The sequence below is a fragment of the Mucilaginibacter terrigena genome, from assembly GCF_004168255.1.
Taxonomy (GTDB): domain Bacteria; phylum Bacteroidota; class Bacteroidia; order Sphingobacteriales; family Sphingobacteriaceae; genus Mucilaginibacter; species Mucilaginibacter terrigena.
On sequence record NZ_SEWG01000002.1, the window covers coordinates 322,893 to 341,365 of the forward strand.

Annotated in this window: 18 protein-coding genes; 8 read left to right on the plus strand and 10 right to left on the minus strand. The window is 44.1% G+C overall.

Translation table 11 applies throughout. The features are described 5' to 3' along the window. Window positions 1-109: 109 nt before the first annotated feature. Both EWM62_RS05300 and EWM62_RS05305 read right to left on the minus strand, forming a co-directional pair. Complete coding sequence (locus EWM62_RS05300; RefSeq protein ID WP_129875616.1) at window positions 110-1,315, minus strand: pyridoxal phosphate-dependent aminotransferase; 1,206 nt, start codon at window positions 1,313-1,315, stop codon at window positions 110-112. A 126-nt stretch (window positions 1,316-1,441) separates the two neighbouring features. Further along, window positions 1,442-1,843 carry a DUF1573 domain-containing protein gene (locus EWM62_RS05305; RefSeq protein WP_129875617.1) on the minus strand — a complete coding sequence of 134 codons (402 nt, stop codon included), beginning with the start codon at window positions 1,841-1,843 and terminating at the stop codon, window positions 1,442-1,444. Between the two features lie 137 nt (window positions 1,844-1,980). On the opposite strand from EWM62_RS05305, the gene EWM62_RS05310 reads away from it, so the two are divergent. Together EWM62_RS05310 and EWM62_RS05315 are read left to right on the plus strand one after the other, a co-directional pair. Further along, the gene (locus EWM62_RS05310; protein ID WP_129875618.1) at window positions 1,981-4,413 is read left to right on the plus strand and encodes an alpha-ketoacid dehydrogenase subunit alpha/beta; all 2,433 of its coding nucleotides are present in this window, start codon (window positions 1,981-1,983) and stop codon (window positions 4,411-4,413) included. An 82-nt stretch (window positions 4,414-4,495) separates the two neighbouring features. After that, window positions 4,496-4,873, plus strand: a complete 378-nt coding sequence (locus EWM62_RS05315) for a putative quinol monooxygenase (RefSeq protein WP_129875619.1) — start codon at window positions 4,496-4,498, stop codon at window positions 4,871-4,873. Here EWM62_RS05315 and EWM62_RS05320 read toward each other — a convergent pair. After that, window positions 4,870-6,090 (minus strand): dicarboxylate/amino acid:cation symporter, encoded by a 1,221-nt coding sequence (locus EWM62_RS05320; RefSeq protein ID WP_129875620.1) that lies wholly within the window; start codon window positions 6,088-6,090, stop codon window positions 4,870-4,872. The two genes, EWM62_RS05315 and EWM62_RS05320, sit on opposite strands and share 4 nt — an antisense overlap. 132 nt (window positions 6,091-6,222) lie before the next feature. Here EWM62_RS05320 and EWM62_RS05325 point away from each other — a divergent pair, with 132 nt between their 5' ends. Then, window positions 6,223-6,801 (plus strand): nitroreductase family protein, encoded by a 579-nt coding sequence (locus tag EWM62_RS05325; RefSeq protein ID WP_129875621.1) that lies wholly within the window; start codon window positions 6,223-6,225, stop codon window positions 6,799-6,801. 199 nt (window positions 6,802-7,000) lie between these two features. Then, on the plus strand, window positions 7,001-7,792 hold the full coding sequence (locus tag EWM62_RS05330) for a murein L,D-transpeptidase catalytic domain family protein (RefSeq protein ID WP_129875622.1): 792 nt from the start codon (window positions 7,001-7,003) through the stop codon (window positions 7,790-7,792). A 157-nt stretch (window positions 7,793-7,949) separates the two neighbouring features. Here the strand turns inward: EWM62_RS05330 and EWM62_RS05335 are convergent, their stop codons facing one another. Next, complete coding sequence (locus EWM62_RS05335; RefSeq protein WP_129875623.1) at window positions 7,950-9,506, minus strand: L,D-transpeptidase scaffold domain-containing protein; 1,557 nt, start codon at window positions 9,504-9,506, stop codon at window positions 7,950-7,952. Between the two features lie 117 nt (window positions 9,507-9,623). Between EWM62_RS05335 and EWM62_RS05340 the strand changes: the two genes are divergently transcribed. Genes EWM62_RS05340 through EWM62_RS19235 form a run of 3 tightly spaced genes read left to right on the plus strand, consistent with a single transcriptional unit; the run spans window position 9,624 to window position 10,863 of the window. Beyond that, window positions 9,624-10,142 carry a DinB family protein gene (locus tag EWM62_RS05340; RefSeq protein ID WP_129875624.1) on the plus strand — a complete coding sequence of 173 codons (519 nt, stop codon included), beginning with the start codon at window positions 9,624-9,626 and terminating at the stop codon, window positions 10,140-10,142. Between the two features lie 56 nt (window positions 10,143-10,198). Beyond that, window positions 10,199-10,543, plus strand: a complete 345-nt coding sequence (locus tag EWM62_RS05345) for a DUF6864 domain-containing function (RefSeq protein WP_129875625.1) — start codon at window positions 10,199-10,201, stop codon at window positions 10,541-10,543. After that, complete coding sequence (locus EWM62_RS19235) at window positions 10,543-10,863, plus strand: hypothetical protein (RefSeq protein ID WP_162499784.1); 321 nt, start codon at window positions 10,543-10,545, stop codon at window positions 10,861-10,863. Before EWM62_RS05345 ends, EWM62_RS19235 begins: the two co-directional genes overlap by 1 nt. A 13-nt stretch (window positions 10,864-10,876) precedes the next feature. Here the strand turns inward: EWM62_RS19235 and EWM62_RS05350 are convergent, their stop codons facing one another. The 6 genes from EWM62_RS05350 to EWM62_RS05375 form a co-directional block, all read right to left on the minus strand. Next, entirely contained in the window at window positions 10,877-11,506 is a 630-nt protein-coding gene (locus EWM62_RS05350; protein ID WP_129875626.1) for an HAD family hydrolase, read from the minus strand. A gap of 9 nt (window positions 11,507-11,515) precedes the next feature. Further along, complete coding sequence (locus EWM62_RS05355) at window positions 11,516-12,769, minus strand: MFS transporter (protein WP_129875627.1); 1,254 nt, start codon at window positions 12,767-12,769, stop codon at window positions 11,516-11,518. Window positions 12,770-12,939: 170 nt separating this feature from the next. Then, window positions 12,940-14,037: a chorismate synthase gene (gene aroC / locus EWM62_RS05360; RefSeq protein ID WP_129875628.1), complete on the minus strand. Its 1,098-nt coding sequence runs from the start codon at window positions 14,035-14,037 to the stop codon at window positions 12,940-12,942. 176 nt (window positions 14,038-14,213) lie between these two features. Then, window positions 14,214-15,512, minus strand: coding sequence for a 3-phosphoshikimate 1-carboxyvinyltransferase (aroA, locus tag EWM62_RS05365; RefSeq protein WP_129875629.1), 1,299 nt, complete (start codon window positions 15,510-15,512; stop codon window positions 14,214-14,216). Between the two features lie 105 nt (window positions 15,513-15,617). Then, window positions 15,618-16,745 carry a chorismate mutase gene (locus EWM62_RS05370; protein ID WP_129875630.1) on the minus strand — a complete coding sequence of 376 codons (1,128 nt, stop codon included), beginning with the start codon at window positions 16,743-16,745 and terminating at the stop codon, window positions 15,618-15,620. 131 nt (window positions 16,746-16,876) lie between these two features. After that, entirely contained in the window at window positions 16,877-17,806 is a 930-nt protein-coding gene (locus EWM62_RS05375) for a prephenate dehydratase (protein ID WP_129875631.1), read from the minus strand. A 449-nt stretch (window positions 17,807-18,255) separates the two neighbouring features. Between EWM62_RS05375 and EWM62_RS05380 the strand changes: the two genes are divergently transcribed. Beyond that, a complete protein-coding gene (locus EWM62_RS05380) occupies window positions 18,256-18,459 on the plus strand; it encodes a hypothetical protein (protein ID WP_129875632.1) in 204 nt (67 codons plus the stop codon). The last annotated feature ends 14 nt before the right edge of the window (window positions 18,460-18,473 follow it).

The following is an 18,473-nucleotide window of genomic DNA, read 5'->3' on the forward strand; positions in this document are numbered from 1 at the left end:
TTCAACTACAAATATACTCAAATAAGTTTACAGTGGGCTGTTTAAACATTTGCAAAATGTCAAACTATTGTTTTCTGACTGCAAAAAGAATACTACCAACTGCAAACTATTAAATGTCAGCCGCGCGTCCCGGATATACTTTTAACGCTTCTGCCAAACAAAGCATAGCCTTATTAAGATCATCGTTGTTAAGCACGTATGCCATTCTCACTTCGTTTGATCCGGCGCCCGGTGTGCTGTAAAAGCCTGTAGCAGGAGCCATCATTACAGTTTGGTTTTCGTAGCTAAAGCTTTCCAGCATCCACTGGCAAAACTTATCGGCGTTATCAATCGGGAACTTAGCTACTACGTAAAATGCGCCGCCCGGGTTTGGGCAGTACACACCTTCAATTTTATTAAGGGCGGTTACCAGGGTATCGCGGCGTTTGGTATATTCTTTATTTACTGCAGCGAAATATTCATCAGGTGTGTCAACAGCGGCTTCGCCGGCAATTTGCTCTACCATGCCGGCCGAAAGCCTTGCCTGTGCAAATTTTAACCCGGCTGCTAATACTGCTTTGTTCTTGGTTATCAGGCACCCCAGGCGTGCCCCGCATGCGCTGTAACGCTTGCTCACAGTATCCATCACAATTACATTCTCGTCCAAACCACTCAGGTGCATGGGCGATATAAACTGGCGGCCATCATAACAAAACTCGCGGTATGCCTCGTCGCTAAATAAATACAGGTCATACTTTAAAGCAAGTTCTTTCAAGGCATCCAGTTCTTCTTGCGAATACAAATAACCTGTAGGGTTATTAGGGTTGCAAATGATGATAGCTTTTGTTTTATCGGTTATCAGTTTCTCAAATTCGCTGATAGGGGGCAGGGCGAAACCATTGTCAATATAAGACAGGATAGGTTTTACCACCACATCGCTTTGGTTGGCAAAGCCGTTATAGTTAGCATAAAAAGGCTCGGGGATGATCACCTCATCGCCCGGGTCAAGGCAGGCCATCATACCAATTGTGATGGCTTCAGAACCGCCCGTGGTAACAATTATATTTTCGGGCGTAATGTTATAACCCAGCTTATTGTAGTATTCGGTAAGCTTTTTACGATAGCTCAACGTGCCCTCAGAAGGAGTATAGGCCCATACCTTAAAGTCGATATTTTTAATGGCATTAAGCATTCCTTCAGGTGTTTCAATATCCGGCTGGCCAATGTTAAGATGGTACACTTTTTTACCTTCAAGCTTGGCTTTATCAGCAAACGGCGTTAATTTACGTATAGGCGATGCGGGCATGCGCTGCCCTTTTTGCGAAATTTTTGGCATACTGCAAAATTAGTAAAAAGATGTAATACACCTTTTGTAAAATCTATGCATACATAATAATATTTAAGGGCATAAAAAAAGGCATCCGTTAAGGATGCCTTAAATTTTTATTTGCATAAGGGTTTTTTACCTGCTGCTTACCGCGGGCTTCGCAACAACCTCGCCTACAATATTTAAATACTTGGTAGGTGTTTTAGCGTTTGATGTTACTACAATGGTTTTATTAAATGCCGAAGCTGCCGCCGCGTTGTAAGTTATCTTGATAGATCCTTTACCATTTGGCGCTACAGGCGTTTTGGTATAATCTGCAACTGTACAGCCGCAGGTTGGCTTAACCTCGGTTAATATTAACGGCGATTTGCCAACGTTGGTAAATTCAAACACAGTAGTAACAGGGGTGCCTTGTGGAATTTTACCAAAATCGTGTTTTTCCTCGTTAAATTTAAATTCGGCTTGTGTGTCGGTTTGGGCAGATGCGTTAAAGGCGAAGCCTAAAACAACTGCGCATATTAATAGTAGTTTTTTCATGGTTGCATGTTTGATTATTACAAATATAAAAGGTTTAACCTAAATACAAAACTATTGTAAAAACTATATGTTTTACACTAACCAATACAAATAACAGAATAGAATTTCCTAATTTTACCGCCTAAACAAAATTTTATATGCCCGAAACTGGAATACACACAGGCAATAGTACAAACACTGCCGAACTCAGTTTTGACGATTTTAGAAAAATTGTAATTGATGATTACCGTGTTGGCTTCGAGAGCCGCCAGGCCAGTATTATTGGCAGGCGCGAGGTTTTAACCGGCAAGGCTAAGTTTGGTATTTTTGGCGACGGTAAAGAGGTTGCCCAGCTTGCTATGGCCAAGGTTTTCCGTAAGGGCGACTGGCGTGCAGGTTACTACCGCGACCAAACTTTTATGTTTGCCACCGGCATGAGCAACCTTAAGGAGTTTTTTGCCCAGCTATATGCCAACCCTGATATTGAAAAGGACCCCGCATCGGCCGGCCGGCAAATGAACTGCCACTACGCAACACGTTATGTAAATGCAGACGGCAGCTGGACAAACCAGGCCGAAACCATGAACTGTGCCGCCGATATATCAACCACAGGCGGCCATATGCCCCGTTTACTGGGTTTGGCATATGCATCAAAATTATATCGCCAAAATAAAGAGCTGGAATACCTTAAACAGTTTTCGGTTAACGGTAACGAGGTTGCCTTTGGCACCATAGGCAATGGCTCCACATCCGAAGGGTTGTTTTTTGAGGCATTTAACGCGGCCGGGGTTCTGCAAGTGCCTATGGCTATCTCTATTTGGGATGATGCATATGCGATATCTGTGCCTGCAAGGTTACAAACTACAAAAGAAGATATATCAGAGATATTAAAAGGTTTCCAGCGCGATAGTAACGCCAACGGATACGAGATATTTAAAGTACGCGGATGGGATTATGTTGCCCTTTGCGAAACTTACGAGCGCGCCATAAAAGTTTGCCGCGAAGAACATGTGCCGGTTTTGATCCACGTTATCGAGATGACACAGCCGCAGGGCCACTCTACATCGGGCAGCCACGAGCGGTATAAATCAAAAGACAGGCTAAGCTGGGAAGAGGAGCACGATTGCCTTTTGCAAATGCGCAAATGGATGATCCAGTCGGCCATTATTTCTGCCGAAGAAGTTGATGCTTTAGAGGCAGAAGCTAAGAAGCATGTACGTAATTGCCAGCGCGAAGCATGGGGCGAACTGGAGGACGAGATAAAAGCAGAAATGGCGCAGTCTGTTGAACTGATAGATCGAATAGCGCAATCATCCACCCATCGCGATGAGTTGCTTGGCCTGATGTCCTCGCTGCAAACCTGTATCGATCCGGGCCGCAGGGATACCATTGCCTGCGTGCGTAAAGTTTTGCGCTTAACTGTTAAAGAAAACAACGATGCAAGGCAAACTCTTATTAGCTGGCTAAGTGGCGAAACAGAGAAAAATGTAGAGCGCTTTAATTCAAAACTGTTTACAGATACGCCAAAGTCGCCGTTGTATGTGCCGGTTGTGGCACCGCAGTACGATAGCGATGCCCGTTTGATGGACGGCCGCGAGGTGCTAAACGCCTGCTTCGACGCTAACTTTGAGCGCGATAAAGCTATTGTGGCTTTCGGCGAAGATGTTGGTTCTATTGGCGATGTAAACCAGGGATTTGCCGGGTTGCAAAACAAATACACAGATCTGCGCATTACCGATACCGGCATCCGCGAAGCGACCATAATAGGGCAGGGTATGGGCTTGGCCATGCGTGGCCTAAAGCCAATAGCCGAGATCCAATATCTTGATTACCTGCTGTACTCCATCACCGTTTTGAGCGATGACCTGGCAAGCTTAAGCTACCGTACCCGTGGAGGACAGCGCGCGCCGCTTATAGTACGTACCCGCGGCCATCGTTTAGAGGGCATCTGGCATTCAGGTTCGCCGCTTGGGTTAATATTGAGCGCTATGCGTGGTATGCACATCTGCGTTCCGCGCGATATGACACAGGCTGCAGGTATGTATAACACCCTGCTGCGTGGTGACGAACCCGCGCTGGTTATTGAATGCCTTAACGGATACCGTTTAAAAGAAAGGTTACCTGCCAACGTTGGCGAATTTACCGTGCCATTGGGCAAGGCCGAAATTATAAAACAAGGCACCGATGTTACCGTAGTTACCTATGGCTCAACCCTGCGCATTGTAATGGAAGCAGCCGAAGAACTGGAGAAGATGGGCATCAATATCGAAGTGATAGACCCGCAAACCTTATATCCGTTTGATACCGATAACCTGTGCGGTACATCCCTGCAAAAAACCAATAAGCTATTGGTAATTGACGAGGACCTGCCGGGCGGTGGTTCCGCCTATATCCTGCAAAAGGTAATAGAAGCGCAGAACGGCTATTACTCGCTGGATTCGCAACCCAAAACCCTCTGCGCCGCCGAACACAGGCCGCCATACGGTTCAGATGGCGACTACTTCAGCAAGCCATCAAATGATGATGTTATAGAAGCCGTTTACAAAATGATGAACGAGGCTAACCCGGGTAAGTATCCGGCGATATATTAAGGGGTGAAAGCCAAGCATTTAAAGGCCTGATATTCATCGGGCCTTTTTTGTTTTTAAACTATCTAATTCACTATCTTCATAAATGAAAAAACTACTATTAAGTATAGCTATAATAATTTCGTGTTCAGCAAGCGTTATGGCACAACAAAAGGAACAAATGGTAAGGCTTGCAAAAATTCAGGTAGACACAGCGCAATTGGAACAATATAACGCGGCACTTAAACTGCAAATGACAACAGCTGTCGCGCTTGAACCGGGCGTGCTGACCTACTATGCCGTGGCCGATAAAAAGGATGCGTCGCATATCACTATCCTGGAAATATATGCTGATGTAGACGCCTATAAAGCACACATAGAAACCCCGCACTTTAAAAAATACAAAGATACAGTACAAAACATGGTTAAATCGCTGGAGTTGGTTGATGTTGATCTTATTGGAAAAGCTGTAAAACCTAATTAAGTATGCTGTACCTGCTTCTCCCCCGCAAATCTATTAATTACCATCGCGGCCGCTGTATCGCCTGTGGCATTCAAAAGTGTGGCTATCGGGTCAATTAATGTGCCGATGATAATTGCAGGCGGAAGGGCCTCGGGTGGAAAACCGTAAGCCGAAATAAACAGCAGTTCGCCTATGTAACCCCCGTTGGGGATGCCGCCTTCAACAATGCTTACCAATACCGTCATACCCAGCGCCAGGACGATCACCCCGGCGCTGTCAAAGCCCCGCCCGAACATGGCAAACACCACCGACATTTTCAGGATGGAAGAAATGCTGGAGCCATCTTTATGCAGAGTACCCAACAGTGGGATAGTTATCCCGGATATCGCATCTGTGATTCCCATTTTTTTGGCAGCAACTAAATTGGCAGGTATGGTGGCAATACTGCTGCAGGTACCCACCGCCGTAGCCGATGGGATAATGTTATTTTCCCAATACCTTTTAATGCCTTTTACACCACCCGCAATAAAGGCATATAGGCTGTAAAACACAGCGTAGTAAAATAAGCTTACACCATAACCAATGCCCAGTACATGGGCATAAGTACCAAATAACGATGGGCCAAACACGGCCACCTGGTAAGCAAAATAAGCGCCTAAACCAATTGGGCCGGCTTTCATAATAATACCGAATACCTGCTTAAAAACCTCGTTGCCTGCGTTTAAAAACTGTACAAACGGTTTGCCTTTTTCTGCCGCGCTGCGCGCGCCAAAACCAACCAGCAGGGCAAATATGATCATGGCCAGCATATTCTTACGCGATAGCAGGTTGAAAAATTCGCTGGTGGTAAAAAGCTGAGTTATCTGGTCGCCGGATAGGTTTTTGCCTGTTACAGCGGGCACAGCGCCAGCCGCCGCAAACGATGTTTTCCCAATGGGAAACAGCCATAAAGCAATAATACTAAGCAGCGCCGCCATAATGAGCGTACCCAAAAACACTGCCGACATAACACCCATAATGCGCCCTAATTTTTGCGAACCCTCTAAATTGGCAATGGCCGAGGAAATGGCAAAAAATACCAAAGGTATCACGGCTACAAACAGCAGGTTCAGGAATATATCGCCAATAGGTTTTAGTACTTCGGCCCGTTCACCAAGTACAATACCAGCCACGCTACCTGCAATAATACCGGCTATCAGCCATATCATCCCGCTATAATTTTTTATCCAGTTACTCATTTATTTGCCTGCTGTATTGCTGTAAATTAAACGCTTTGAAAGGTAAATATTATCCTCCTTAAATTATCCTATCATGTAACTTATTTCTCTATTTTTGCGCATGTCTAAATCAGGCTATATACTTTTACAACTATGGATACTACATTTTCAGCAATCGCAAATAACATTAAGGCCCGCCGCACCATCAAACCGTCGACCATGAACGGTAACAAGATCCCGAACGGCCACATCGCATCTATATTAGAACTGGCCGACTGGGCACCGAACCACGGTAATACCGAGCCATGGCGTTTTATTGTATTTGAAGACCCTAAAATTTATTGTGAACAACATGCCGAATTGTACAAAGCTGCCAACCCCGGCGAAAGCTTTAATCCTACTGCTTACACCAACTTTCAAAACCAGGCTAATGCCGCATCGCATGTTATAATCGCTTATCAAAAACGTGGCGATCTGCCAAAGATCCCGCAGTTTGAGGAAGTGATAGCTACTGCATGCGCGGTGCAAAACCTTTTATTGGGTGCAACGGCATTAAACATAGGTGCCTTTTGGAGCACCGGTGGTATGGTGTTAAAACCTGCTTATGCCGAACATTTTGGTTTAGGGGCCGAAGATAGCGTGCTTGGAGTATTGTTTATGGGCTACACCGATAACCAGCCCGAAGGCAAAAGAAAAACCCCGATAGAAGAAAAGATCACCTGGAATAAGTAATAATTACAGGTTTATTTTTACTTTCTTTTATTGAGCTGGCATTAACTTTTTAGCAATAATTTTTCTTTGAAGTGGATGATTAGACTGCTGTGACAATAATTTTAGGTTTTTTACGTATATTTGTCTTAACAATTTCAACTAATAATACATCATTAGCAGATTTGTTACCAATTAATTTAACAGATTAAACCCAATTATTATGAGGAAACACATTTGGTGGATCATTGGCGCTTTATTGTTATTTTCTATTACGGTTATCAGTTGGAAACCGACAAGCGCGATCAAAACAAACAAAATTACGGATACAAAAACGTTAGGTGCTAAAGAACTTTTTGCACAATACGTTTCTGATATATACAACACTGCAAACCTGGCGCAAACAGGTATGGATGTAGCGGTATTGCAAAAAGCGGTTACAGGTTATTTAAACCTTAAGCTTGCCAATAAGCTATCTAATAACAGCAATATTATCACCGTTATCGATTTTACAAAATCGAGCCGTGAAAAACGTATGTGGATAATTGACGTATTGAATAAATCGTTGGTGTTAAATACATGGGTTGCCCACGGGCAGGGTAGTGGCGATGATATGGCCAGCCGTTTCTCAAATAATAACGAGTCGCACCAAAGCAGCTTAGGTTTTTATTTGGCAAGCGAGGTTTATTTTGGTAAACACGGCCGCTCGTTAAAACTGGATGGTTTGGATGCAGGCATTAATAGCGCTGCGCGTGCACGAGGTATTGTTGTACATGCTGCCGATTATGTATGCCAGAATACCATTAACCAGATAGGCCGTTTGGGCCGCAGCTTTGGTTGCCCGGCCGTATCGCCCGAAGTATCTGATCAGGTTATCAATACCATCAAAGGTGGCTCTGTAATGTACATCAACGGTAACGATAGCAACTACACATCTAAACTATTAGATGAAACAGCACCTGCCAACTTTATTGCTCCTGATACTACAGGCGCTGCTACAATGGCAAAACTTTAAAACCAAGCTAACAAATTATAAATAAGAAGCCCGTCTGCAGCAATGCAGACGGGCTTTATTATTGTGTTGGGGTTTTATTGATCATGATCCGGTTTCATCGATTAACACTAATCTCTAATCACCACTCTCTAATCTCTAAAGCGTAGCATTTCAATCTCTACAAAGCTGCTATCTGGTCATTGTTGGCCAGGAACTTTTGCAGATGTCCGTACAATACAATATCCAGCCCATAAACATCCGGGCGGTACTGCAGGGTGCCATTGCTATCTGCCCAGCAGGTTACATAAGTTATATAAACCGGCATTTTATCAGGAACGGCAATGGTTGTAGGCTCGGGGTTATCCTCGCTCATAGCTTTTGCAATTTTATTGTAAGTAGCACCTTCGCCAAATACCACTTTAGCTAAAGCCTGCGGGTCGCCAAGGCGAACACAGCCATGGCTCAGGGCACGCATAGTTTGTGTAAAGCCACTTTTAGCAGGCGTATCGTGCAGGTAAACACTGCTGTTATTATTAAACAAGAACTTTATTTTGCCCAAAGAATTATCATCACTCGGGCGCTGTTTAAACTCATACTTATCTTTTGGCGCGCTGCTCCAGTTAATCGTTTCGGGGTCTTCTACCTTTTTGCCGTTTTCGTATACGTCGATGCCTTTGTTAGACAGGTAATAAGGGTCCTGCGCAGCTTCAACCATTATCTCTTTACTGGCTATACTCTGCGGAATGTTCCAAACCGGGTTAACCTGTACGCTGTGGATCAGGCTGTTCAATTGCGGTGTTTCGCGGCTAAAGGGGCGGTCTTTTTTATCGCTTTCGTCGTAATCAACTAAAGTGTTGGTATTGTCTGTATTGCGGCCTTCTCCCACAACTACCTTCATGTTCAGGATAGATTGGCCGTTATCCATTACATCCAAACGGTAATCGGGAATGTTAACGATAACATATTTTGGCTGGCTCGGCTTGTTCTTCCATCTTAAACGTTCCATGTTTACTACCAAATAGCGGGTAGTTTCTTCCTTGGTCATGCCCTGTGCGGTACCGCCGGCTATCAATGCTTTTTGCAGCATCAGATATTGTGGGTCTTTAGGCTGGATGCTATCCAGGTAAGTCTTCAGGTTGGTGGCGGTTAACGCCTGCATCATCGATGTGCTGTCGGGGCGTTTGGTGGCGGTAAAATAACGGGCATATATTTTACGCGGGCTTACCATCCCAAACTGCAAAGCGCTGGAATAATTGATAAGCGAATTGGCGGTTAATATCTCCAGGTCAGCAATATCATGATACGCTTCGTCTAAAGTTTTAATACCCTTTTTGTCTTTAAATTTGGCAACCAGTTGTTTTATCTGGTCGGCCTTAAACATTTTTGGGTCAAGGCCGTGCTGTCCGGCTTTTTCAAAATAATTCGCGGTAAGGTCCGCATCGCCATTAAATATATGGTCCATTACAAAAACGGGGTCGTAATCATTTTTCTCGTAAAAGCTGGTAATCAGGTTAGGGTTATCCATCTTGCTTTTGTTATCGGCAAGTACCTGTTTAAACACCTCGGCAAGGCCTTCGGGCGTGGCATCTTTAAATACTTTGTTCTTTGTTTTTTCGTACAGTACCTTACCCAGGTCAGAGCGGCTTTTTTTACAGCTTTGAAAGGTTAGGCTAAGTACACAAATCAGCATAACTAACACCTGCAGGGCCGACTTTTTTATAGTAGAATTTATCATTTTATGATTGTTTATTTGCTGTTATGCAATAGCTATACCACAAAGCTGTGCCAACATTTATTTACAGATTTACTTTGGGCTGATGCTGAGCCACGGCGTTTACATTATATTTGGTTTATGGCGAATACAAACCTCCCGGAAGTTTGGCTGCGCGGGCCGTTGCCGCAACTACACCCTCTGTTACAACCGGTTGCGCATGCATTATTACAGGCGCGCGAAGAATTGAATGAATTAATGGCAGATTTCCCGAATGAATTGTTGTGGAATAAAGTGGCAGGGATGGCATCGCCGGGCTTTCACCTGCAGCATTTAACAGGTGTGCTTAACCGCTTATTTACTTATGCCCGCGGCGAGGCATTGAGCGAAGAGCAGTTAAACTATCTGGCAACCGAGGGCAAACCGACCAATAAAATATACACCGTTACCGAATTAGTTGAAAATTTTAACTACGAGGTTAACGAAGCCATCCAGCAATTGGGTACAGCCAGCGAGGCAAACCTTACCGACTTTAGAGGTGTTGGCCGGGCGCAATTGCCATCCACAATTATCGGGCTTTACACGCATAGCGCCGAACATACTATGCGCCATTTGGGGCAATTGATAGTAACGGTGGGGGTGTTGAAAGAGTTGTTTTAAGTTAACGGTTTCTGTTAATTAGATTTATAAGTGTAAATTAGGAACATATTTAATATATGAAAATCACAACCGGTACATTAGAATTGATGGAAAGTGGGATACTTTTCACTCAAGGCAATAATACTTTAACATTTGATTTGGGCTTCGAGTTAAAATTAACTCTGAAATTTATAGATGATAGTAATGCTAAGGAATCAACGCATGATTTTAAAAAAATAGACAATAATTCTGGACTTTGGACTTTCAAAAATTTCAACAACTTATATGGTTCTGGTTTCTCTGAACCACTAAAATTAGGAACCTTTAATGGCTCTGATATCTATTTATCAATATGGGTTACCAGATTATTTAATGAACAAGTAAATAAAAAAGTTGAATACACTTTTTACAAGGAACAATAATGGCACTAAATATTGACCCAAACATTTTACAACGAGATGATTTGGCTGTAAAGGCTTTAGATCATGAAACAGATTTAGCGAAAGCAAAGGCTGAAAGAGGATGGCTCGGTCAGTTTTGGGGGAGTGCTACAAGCATTCCTAATAATGTGGCCGCATTAATTGCTTCTGCTGCTTTTTTTTTTAGGGATGATCTATACTTTTTGCGCATTAAATACACCAAACGACAAACTTGGCATTTCAATAAAAGATTTTTGGGCGATAATGGTGCCAATAATAACGTTGACAGTTGGTTATCTTTTTGGTATCAAAGGAAAAAATAAATAGTCCAATTTTCTATTTCATCACTATTTCCGCTACATCCCTGTAATCGCGGGCATGGTAGGTGACACCGGCATTGGTGTACTTATCCATCGGGTCAAAAAGGAAGGTATCGATGTCCAGCTCAATCGCCGCCTTGATCTCCGATTGTGGATCGTCGCCAATAACCAAAACATCGTTTACCGCGTACCCATTCTCCTTCATTATTTTTTGGAAAATATCTTTCTTGGTTTGGGTGCTTTGCTCAGGGTCTACTACATATACCTGTTTAAAATCCGCGGTGATGTTCAGCATCTCTACCTTACTCATTTGCAGTTTGGTAAAGCCTGTGGTCACCAAAAATTTATCAATAGGGATCTGGCGAAGCAGGCTATATTCAGGGTAAGGGAACATCGGTTCTTCAAACCGGATGTTACGCAACATTGCCATCCCTTGCTCTTTTAGTTGGGCGCTAAAGCCAAACTCATCGGCCACATGCTGGTAAGGGCGGCGTGTAAGCTCTTCTTTAGCCCTATTGGCGGCCTGCCTGTCTTCTTCGCCCAGGTTCTCATCAATCAGCTTAAACAGCTTACCAAACAGGTGGTGGGCAATAGAACTAACGGGGTAGATGGTATTATCAAGATCAAGTATTAAAACACGTTTCATGGATGCAATTTATGGTAATTGTTGGGGCAAAGCCGCAATGTCTTCGGCATCAACAATTTCAATAATATTATTGTTGCTTTTATAAAGTAAATAATACCCACCGGCGGTAAGGAGCGATAATATGCCAAGTAGCCACCATAACGAATCAAAGCCGCCATAGTTGATTACCTGGCTGCCCAAAGCCGGCGCAAATACCTGTGCCGCCGACCACGACATGGTGTAAAGCGCAGCGTATTCGCCGCGGTTGTAATTATTGGTACGGGTTATCCAAAAGGAGTTCATGAACGGCATGCTCATGATCTCGCCCAAAGTTACCAGCACCACCACAAGGGTAGCAGTTGCCAGGCCTGCGGGTAAGATATTAAGCAGTACAAAGCCCAGGCCCGTTATCAAAACTCCCCATACAATAAAAATAAGGGCATGCCGCTTACCTTCCAGGTAATTGATAAGCACCATTTCGACAATTACTATCAAAATGCCATTAAGCGCCAGCAACGCACCTATCAGGCGTTCATCTAAATGCCAGCTGATCTTATAAAATACCGGCTCCATGATAAAGAACTGGAAAAAGCATAAACCGAATATGGTAGACAGGAAAATGAACCACAGGTAAGTAGTATCCTTATACGCCGATGAAACCGGGCCGCTTGCTACCGGTTTTACCTCCGATTTTTTAATGGCGCCCCGTGGCATCAGCTTAAGCAACAGCAGCGCGGCGAGGATATTGGTGCAGCCATCAACCCAAAAAAGTAAATGGTAATTGATAGATGCCAGATAGCCACCTAAACCGCCGCCAAATGCCCAGCCCAGGTTTACTGCCAACCGGTTTAGCGAGTATGAGCGGGTCTTATTTTCGGGCGAACTGTAATGTGCTATGGCCGTTGAGTTAGCCGGGCGAAAAGCTTCGCTGCAAAAACTTAATACAAACGTGCCAATGGCTAATGATAAAAAAGTACGTTGATAGCCCAATATAATAAACAGTATGCCCCCACTCAAAAGTGTGACAAATTGCAGATCGTAAAAGCCTATCTTATCTGTTAGCTTGCCGCCTATAAATGCACCTAATATTGCGCCAATACCAAACAGGGCCATAATATACCCCGCCTGCACCACATTAAAGCCAAGCTGATTGATACAATAAATGCTGAGGAAAGGCACCACCATGGTACCACTGCGATTAACAAACATCGCCGCGCTTAAATACCAGCTGTTTGGCGATAATCCGCTGTAAGCTTTTTTATATAAGTGGATAATGTTAGGCATTGTTAGTGATGTGCAGATTTTTTAGATGAGCACATGTGCAAATATGCAGATGTGCAAATTAAGAGACGCACAGATGTTAGGTAATGATACAGATGTGCAAAAAATCAATAAATGTATGGCTATGTTGATTTTTAATTATCTACACATCCGCACATTTGAAACCTGTACATTTACAATTTTGAATTCCGGTTCCTCAGCCAATGATCGGCTAATACCAGCGCGGCCATAGCTTCCACAATAGGTACAGCGCGTGGCACTACACAGGGGTCGTGACGGCCTTTACCGGTGATCTCGGCGACGTTACCTTCGCCATCAATAGTTTGCTGGTTATGCATGATGGTGGCAACCGGTTTAAAGGCAACCTTAAACTCGATAGGCATCCCGTTACTGATGCCGCCCTGTATCCCACCCGAAAAATTGGTGCGTGTACCAACACTGCCGTCGGCGTTTTTGATGAAAATATCATTATGCTCTGATCCGCGCATTTCGCTGCCGCTAAAGCCCGAACCAAATTCAAAACCGTGCACAGCGTTAATGCTCAGCATGGCTTTGCCCAAATCGGCGTGAAGTTTATCGAAAACCGGATCGCCCAGGCCAACAGGTGCGCCAATGATATGGCAACTAACCTTGCCGCCAACGGTATCGCCTTGCTTGCGGATGCTGTCGATAAATTCTATCATTTTATCGGCGGTATCAAGATCAGCACACCGTACTATATTCAATTCCCTATGATTAATTAAAGCGTTAATATGACTGAGATTGATATCAATTTCAGGAGAATTTATTTTTCCTACGCTACTCACATGCGCGAATATTTCTATGCCTTGTGTCTTTAATAACAGCTTGGCTAAAGCGCCTGCAGCTACACGCGCTGCAGTTTCGCGCGCCGACGAACGGCCGCCGCCACGATGATCGCGGATGCCGTATTTGGTAGCGTAGGTATAATCTGCATGCGAGGGGCGAAAAACATCCACGTTGTGCCCGTAATCTTTTGAGCGCTGATCTTCGTTAGGGATGATCATGGCGATAGGGGTGCCGGTGGTTTTACCCTCAAACATACCGGATAGTATTTTTACGATATCGCTTTCCTTACGCTGCGTCGTAATTTTTGATTGCCCCGGTTTGCGTTTATCCAGTTCGCCCTGAATATAATTCAGGTCAACATCAAGCCCGGCAGGGCAGCCGTCGATAATTACGCCAATAGCCTCGCCATGCGATTCGCCAAATGTTGTTATTCTGAATAATTGACCGAATGAATTACCTGCCATTTTTATATTGATTTCACCGATTAGATGATTTACACTGATTCTTTTATAGTTCGCAATTACGGTTTGTTTATATATGTTATTGCGAGGAGCGACAGCGACGTGGCAATCTCAGCATATCCGCCTGTCCTTTGAGATTGCCACGCTACGCTCGCAATGACATATTGGTTTATTTAACTTTAAGCTTTTTTCACTTCAAACCCAACCTTTACCAGATCTGTCCAAAATGCCGGGTACGATTTTTCTACTACGTCGGCATCTTCAATTTCGAGTTCGGGGATCAGCGTGGCCAGCGGCGCGAAGGCCATTGCCATACGGTGATCGTCGTACGTGTTTACAAACATACGCTGCGGGATTTGCTTTTCGCTGCAATCCAGTTTATAAACCTGCCCTTTTTCAATCAGCTTAACACCAATTTTTGCCAGCTCGGTTTGCAGGGCTAATATACGGTCGGTTTCTTTAATTTTTAAAGTTTCCAGCCCGGTAAAGCTTGCCTCGTGGTCTAAAGCCGCGCACACCACAATAATGGTTTGGGCCAGGTCGGGACATTCCTTCAAATCAAAGATCTTACGGAAGATGGGCTTCGGCTCTTTAGTTAAAAATACGCCGCCATCCTTAAACTGCGATGTGATACCAAAGTTGGCCATCAGCTCGGTGATCACGCTATCGCCCTGCAGGCTGTATGAAGTTAATCCCGGCAGGAAAAGCTCCGCCTCGTCGCTTAAAGCGGCAATGGCGTACCAATATGATGCCGCGCTCCAATCCGGCTCTACATGCAAAGATGTTTCGGCATAATCCTGTTTTTCAATAGCGATAACATTATCTGCCCAGCTATGCTGGATGCCTGCCTGCCTAAGCATGGCCAGGGTCATTTCCACATACGGGCGCGAAGTAAGATCGCCCTCGATATGTATCTCTAAACCTAAAGGCAGTTTGGCGGCTATGAGTAACAGCGCAGTAATGTACTGACTGCTGATATTACCTTTAATACTGATCTTACGAGTTTGCTGCTCAAAACTGCCTTTAAGTTTAATAGGGGGATACCCCTCGTTTTCTTCGTAACTGATATGGGCACCCAAACCGCGCAACGCATCAACCAATATCCCTATCGGCCTTTGCTTCATCCGCTCACTGCCTGTTAAAATCACTTCCTGGTTACCTATGGCATAATATGCCGTTAAAAAACGCATAGCTGTTCCTGCGGGGCCAATGTTAATGAGGTGCGGGGTGTGGGTGGCGAGGTGCGGATTTTCATAAACGCCTTGGTCGCTCTCCGCTCCATAAAGCTGGCTCTCTCTTAAAATTCTTGCCAAAGTCACCGCATCTGCAGCATCAGAAATATTTTCGACTATTACTTTACCATCGCTCAGCGCTTCGATAATCAGCGCACGGTTACACTCACTTTTTGAACCGGTGAGCTGTACCGTACCATGTACCGTTTTGCCTTGTTTGGTAAGTATGATGTTATGTTTTGCCATAATAATAGTTAAGCCCCCTCTAAATCTCCCCCGATAGGGGGAGACTTTCAGAAATAAAGTTTCTCATAGCCCCTCTCCTTCAGAGAGGGGTTGGGGAGAGGCTTTTTACGCGTGTGTTAATTTTTCTGTTGCCTGGCCTGCTTCGCTGTTCATGATCTCGGTTTGTTTACGGATAGATTCGCTGTGCATCAGTTCCAGCAATTTCTCGGTAAATTCGGTACTTAGCTTTAAAGCTTTGGCGTAACCGGTACGTTTCTGTAAGATCTCGTCCCAGCGGTTTACCTGTAAAATGGTTATGTTGTTATCTTTTTTGTAGTTACCAATCTTCTCTACAATTTTCATGCGCTCGGCCATTTTCTGGATCACCAGGTCGTCAATTTTATCTATCTGGTTACGCAGTTCGCTCAGTTTATCGTTCAGTTCGGCACCGCGCACTTCCGGTTTACGTAAAGCAAGGTGCTCAATAATTTCGGCTAAGGCAGCAGGGGTAACCTGTTGAGCGGCATCCGTCCAGGCAACAGTTGGGTCAATATGCGATTCTATCATCAGGCCCTGCATATCAAGGTCTAACGCTTTTTGCGAGATGTAACCTATCAAATCGCGGTTGCCGGTAATGTGGCTTGGGTCGTTGATGATAGGCAGGTTAGGCGCAAGCGTTTTTAAAGCGATAGCGATATCCCACATCGGTTCGTTACGGAAAGCCGATTTTTCGTATGACGAGAACCCGCGGTGAATAGCAGCAAGCTTGGTGATACCTGCATTGTTGATACGCTCTAAGGCACCAACCCATAACGAAAGATCGGGGTTAACAGGGTTTTTAACCATTACCGGTACATCAACACCGCGCAAAGCATCGGCAATTTCCTGTACGGTGAATGGGTTAACTGTGCTGCGTGCACCAACCCAAAGGATATCCACACCGGCTTTTAAAGCTTCTTCTACGTGTTTGGCGGTAGCTACTTCAACAGCGGTTGGTAAGCCGGTTTCTTCTTTAGCGCGTTTTAACCACTCTAAACCAATACTGCCTATACCTTCAAACTCGCCGGGGCGGGTACGTGGTTTCCAGATACCTGCACGCAGAGCGCTTATTTTGCCTGTTTTTGCTAACAGGTGGGCGGTGGCCACTAACTGGTCCTCGGTTTCGGCGCTGCATGGGCCGGCAATTACAAGAGGTTCTTTACCGGATTTATTGATCCAGGAATTAAGGGGCTGTATGTCTAAATTATGTTTCATATCTTTTTTTGTTGTCCGGAAGTCGGTATGCCCGAAAGTCCGGAAGATGCTTTTAAAATTTTACTTATTTGTTATGTTAATATTGTGTTTCTATTTCTTTTCGACTTTCGGGCTTTCCCGACTTTCGACTTCTACTCTTTCTTCGTACTTGCCGACTGCGGACTTCCGGCTTTCTTCATGTTGATATATCGCTTCGTTTTTTCGGCTTTTAAGGGTTTGGGAGAGTCATTTTGATAGCGTTGATACTCGCCCAGTATGTTAAAGTTGTGGGTGTACTTCAGTATTTGCCGTATAGCGTTATCATATTGTTTGCTTTCATTCCACTCTATGTCTACGTAAAAATTATATTCATTACGCTTGCCTAAAACAGGCATGCTCTGAATTTTGCTCATGTTAACCTCTTCCTGCGCGAAGATGTTGAGTACCTTGGCCAATGCGCCCACCTGGTTGCTTACCTGGAAACAAAGCGACGCTTTATTTGGCGTTCCTTTTTTCCTGGCATTTTCATGCGTGGTAAGGATCAAAAACCGGGTGAAATTCAGTTTATTCGATTCGATGCGGCGCTCCAAAACATCCAGTCCGTAAAGCTGCGCGGCAAGGGTATTGGCAATGGCAACGGTATCGGTTAGCTGCTCATCGCGGATGCGTTTGGCACAGGCTGCGGTATCGGTGCTTTCTACAATTTTAAGGTGCGGGTATTCGTCAAAAAAATCGATACACTGGCGGATGGCGATGGGGTGCGAGGTAACATATTTTATTTGCTCGAACTTTACACCGGGCAAAGCCATCAGGTGAAGCTGGATAGGCACGTAAACCTCGCCCACCACCGGGAAACTGTAGCTCATCATCAGCGAGTAGTTGGGCAATATGCTGCCTGCTATGCTGTTTTCTATGGCCATTACCACGTAATCGGCCTCATCGTTTTGCAAAGCCTCAAACGTTTGCTTAAAAGAGTTGCACTCTATAGTTTCAATTTTTTCGCCAAAAAATTTAAATGCGGCCTCTTCGTGGAAGGAGGCGCGGATCCCCTGTATAGCAACTCTTGGTTTCTCGGTTTTCATAAATGTTATAAAGCAAAAAATCCCGGCTTTTAGGGCCGGGACTTTTCAGTGTTTTGTATGTTTTGTTAGTACATATCAGTCCCGGCTCTTACTGGTAAAGTAAAAGTAGTAACCATAAAAATATGTAGCTTGTAATTTCATTTTTTCGTTGTTGGCGTAAATGTACAAGTAAAAATCATTTTATCAATAGATAATTTTATTTTTTGTAAAATATTTAAGACGAACAGAATTTTATTGGGTAAAACATAAGGTTTGGTTATTCATCAGTTAATGACAGGCTGATATAATCGCCTGTTCAAATTAATAATTATATTAGATTGATGAAAAATCTGAAACCATCTTTACTTGCCGTGTTAATGGCTTAGCCATTATTTACTTTTGCCCACGGGGAGGAAGTAATATATGTATTATTAATACCCGCTATCGGATCAGTTTTAATGCTAATCGCCATGTTGTTCATTAAGACAGAAACCACCACAAAAGGTGTGTTATTTGTCACCTATATAATATCGGTGATAATTGTATTTGCCCTTGTTAGTAATATGCCGTTTAGGGAAAACCAACAGCTGATCACCGCTTTAGTGATATTTGTGCCTATAGGCTTGGTAATAGCTATGTATATGCTGATCAAGCGGGTTAAAGCTAATAACTGATTATTTAAACTAAT